Origin of the sequence: Mesorhizobium sp. M7A.F.Ca.CA.002.05.1.1 (genome assembly GCF_003998335.1) — a bacterium.
Classification (GTDB): domain Bacteria; phylum Pseudomonadota; class Alphaproteobacteria; order Rhizobiales; family Rhizobiaceae; genus Mesorhizobium.
The window spans coordinates 1-3,149 of record NZ_RZQI01000714.1; the positions used below are offsets into that span (position 1 = coordinate 1).

At 63.7% G+C, this 3,149-nt stretch carries 3 protein-coding genes and 1 pseudogene; 2 read left to right on the plus strand and 2 right to left on the minus strand.

From position 1 onward, the window contains the following. A partial coding sequence (gene purD / locus EN939_RS27160) for a phosphoribosylamine--glycine ligase (protein ID WP_127270830.1) occupies nucleotides 1-1,003 on the plus strand: 1,003 nt, incomplete at its 5' end. 14 nt (nucleotides 1,004-1,017) lie between these two features. Here the strand turns inward: purD and EN939_RS27165 are convergent. Beyond that, complete coding sequence (locus EN939_RS27165) at nucleotides 1,018-2,127, minus strand: glycoside hydrolase family 25 protein (protein ID WP_127302114.1); 1,110 nt, start codon at nucleotides 2,125-2,127, stop codon at nucleotides 1,018-1,020. A gap of 246 nt (nucleotides 2,128-2,373) precedes the next feature. After that, nucleotides 2,374-2,592: a hypothetical protein gene (locus tag EN939_RS27170; RefSeq protein ID WP_013532811.1), complete on the minus strand. Its 219-nt coding sequence runs from the start codon at nucleotides 2,590-2,592 to the stop codon at nucleotides 2,374-2,376. 214 nt (nucleotides 2,593-2,806) lie between these two features. On the opposite strand from EN939_RS27170, the pseudogene EN939_RS27175 reads away from it, so the two are divergent. Then, nucleotides 2,807-3,149, plus strand: a pseudogene (locus tag EN939_RS27175) (acyl-CoA dehydrogenase); the annotation flags it as partial.

Consider the following 3,149-nt stretch of genomic DNA (forward strand, 5'->3'; position numbering starts at 1 on the left):
CTCCAAGGCTGCCGCACAGCTGGAAGGATCGAAAGGTTTCACCAAGGATCTCTGCGCCCGCTACAACATCCCGACCGCCGCCTATGGCCGTTTCAGTGACCTGGCCTCGGCCAAGGCCTATGTCGAAAAGACCGGAGCACCGATCGTCATCAAGGCCGACGGGCTCGCTGCCGGCAAGGGCGTCACCGTCGCCATGACGCCCAGTGAAGCACAGGCAGCACTCGATGCCTGCTTCGACGGTTCCTTCGGCGCCGCTGGCGCGGAAGTTGTGGTCGAGGAGTTCATGACCGGCGAGGAGGCGAGTTTCTTCTGCCTCTGCGACGGCACCACCGCACTGCCCTTCGGTACCGCGCAGGACCACAAGCGCGTCGGCGACGGCGACACCGGTCCCAACACCGGTGGCATGGGCGCCTATTCGCCGGCACCGGTGATGACGCCGGAACTGGTCGCGCGCACCATGCGCGAGATCATCGAGCCGACCATGCGCGGCATGGCCGAACTGGGGGCGCCGTTCTCCGGCGTGCTGTTTGCCGGGCTGATGATCACCGACAAGGGACCGAAGCTGATCGAATACAACACCCGTTTTGGCGATCCGGAATGCCAGGTGCTGATGATGCGGCTGAAGGATGATCTGCTGGTCCTGCTCAACGCGGCGACCGACGGCCAGCTTGCGCATACTTCGGTGCGCTGGCGCGACGAGGCCGCGCTCACCGTAGTAATGGCGGCGAGAGGCTATCCCGGCACGCCGGAAAAAGGCTCGGTCATCCGCGGCGTCGAAGACGCGGCGAGCGACGGCGTCCAGATCTTCCACGCCGGTACCGCCATCAATGGCGGCGCGCTGGTTGCCAATGGCGGCCGCGTCCTCAACGTGACGGCATCAGGCGCCACGGTCGGCGAGGCACAGAAACGAGCCTATGCCGCGCTTGACCGCATCGATTGGCCGGACGGGTTCTGCCGCCGCGATATCGGCTGGCAGGCCGTAGCGCGCGAACAGGGAACCTGAAGTTCCGCATTGGCTCACCGCTGGCCGCGATCGAGTTCGGTGGAAGCGGTGCTGAGTGGATCGGACACGGCAAAGGCAGCGTCGAGTTGTGCGGGTGAACGCCGTTCGGTCCGCTTCCAGGCGACATATTGGACAATGCCGAAGCTTGGCCGTCGCGGCACCGTCTTCACGACTGGCATGCGGAAGCCGTCGCGGAAACGGGACCAGCGTGTGCCCAACGCTGTAACCATGTCCTCGAGAGTCGGCGGCGCGGCCACAGACGCATAGGTGATGGTGACATTGCCGGCGAGGCCGGCCTCGCGTGAAACCGGTAGCGGTATCGAGGCGAGATAGTCCGGCGGCACGTCGATAAGCCCACCGAACGGCCATTGCGCGCGCAGCGTGGCGGCGTCTGTCGGCGCGACATTCACGTCTATGTCGTTAGGCGTGCCGGCAACCCTGTAAGGGCAGCGGAAACGGCCGCAATTGGCTTGCGCCGAAAACTGCCACAGTGCGTAGCCTTGCCAGTTGCCCATCGGAAAATGCACGTCGATGTCCTTGGTGTAGCGCGCATACCAGAGCGGCAGCCGCGACAGGAGCCGGTATCGGTACCTGTTGTCGGCAATATGCTGGGCGGTCTTGCCGTTGGTGTACAGCACCGGGAAGCGGCCGATGCGCCGATGCACCTGGCGTACGAACTCCTCGGCATCGTCGAGCGACATCCATTGCGAGGGGTCATTGCCCTCGATGTCGAGAGCCATGAGATCGTCCGGCGCAGGCTCGGCGAAATCGAGGAAATTGTTGGCCTGCTCGACCGGATTGCCGGGACGGGCAAGGTGATAGGCGCCCCATTTCAGGCCGAGTGCCTTGGCCACCACCCGGCGCGTCTGGAACAGTTCGCGCGTCACCGCATGGCGTTTCCACAGCGCCTTGCAAAGCTTCACCTCAATGTCGTTGCCCAAGCAGAAATAGGGGGGCGGCACGCCGTCGGAGGCCTTGTTGATGAAGCCCACGATCCGCTTGTCGGTGGCGAGCTGGGCCCAGTCGATGGAATTATATTCGTAGGCATCGACGACCAGAGCGCGGTCGGCGTTCTTCCACGGCTCGGAGAAATCCGAGGCCGTTGCCGCCGTCGAAAGCGCCATCGTCGCCGCAAGAGCGAGGATCGCCAGCGCATGCCGGCCAAAAGTGTGCAGCGGTTTTGGGGCAACGACATGCGCAGGAAACAGAGGCTTGAAGGGTGTCGGTACGACACTCTTCAAGCGGCGAAGGAGGTGCGCCGTCCTTTTCAAAACAGGGAATCCCCGTTGACCAAAAACAAATCCTGAACGGCTATGGTTAAGGAAGTGCTTTCGGGGCTGGCCTCAGAAAAGCTGGCCACGCATCAGCCGCTAGAATTCAAACGGGTCAGGCGCCGGCTCTTGCCGCAGCGTGCCTTCGGCGGCGCGTTTGCGGTGGTGGGCGAGCGAGCATTGCGGCGAGCACAAAATGCCGCGATCCGACCAGTAGGCGGCACCATGGTCCAGTCTGCCCCCATGGTAGCAGAACCCCTCCGCTCGATAGGGCAGGCCGCATTCGATGCAGCGGTAGGCGTCGGGTCTGGCAAGCATAGGCGGTTCCGGTTGGCTGGTCTGATCCATCGCCGGTCGACTTGATCCGGCATGGGTTGAACTTAATACGCGCCGCCGCGATTGCAAAATCCGCGTGACAAAATTTGACGTTTACGTAAAAAGAAGATGGGAGACCGCTGATACGGCGGGTGGTTTTGCAGCGGCACCGGTTCTAGGGTTGGGCAGGCCGATGCAATCAGGAGGAGTGGGCGGCATGTATAGGGCACCGGTCGAGGATATCGCCTTCACGCTCAAGCACGTGGCCGGCATGAAGTCGGCGCTCGATGCCGGCACCTTCGGCGATCTCGGCGAGGACCTGGTCGATGCCGTTCTGGGTGAGGCCGGCCGTTTCGCCACCGAAGAGGTCGCACCGCTCTACACGATCGGCGATCGGCAGGGTGCGGTGCTGAAAGGCGGCGCCGTCACCACGCCGCCCGGCTGGAAGGAACTCTATCGCCGCTGGATCGATGGCGGCTGGAATGCGCTCTCGGGGCCTGAGGAATATGGCGGCCAGGCGCTGCCGACCATGCTCGGCGTGGCCGCGCTCGAAATGTGGA

What these genes read in the sequence shown, in the direction of transcription:
- EN939_RS27170 (WP_013532811.1), bottom strand. Translation starts at nt 2,592, where the DNA reads ATGCTTGCCAGACCCGACGCCTACCGCTGCATCGAATGCGGCCTGCCC.
- EN939_RS27165 (WP_127302114.1), bottom strand. Translation starts at nt 2,127, where the DNA reads ATGGCGCTTTCGACGGCGGCAACGGCCTCGGATTTCTCCGAGCCGTGG.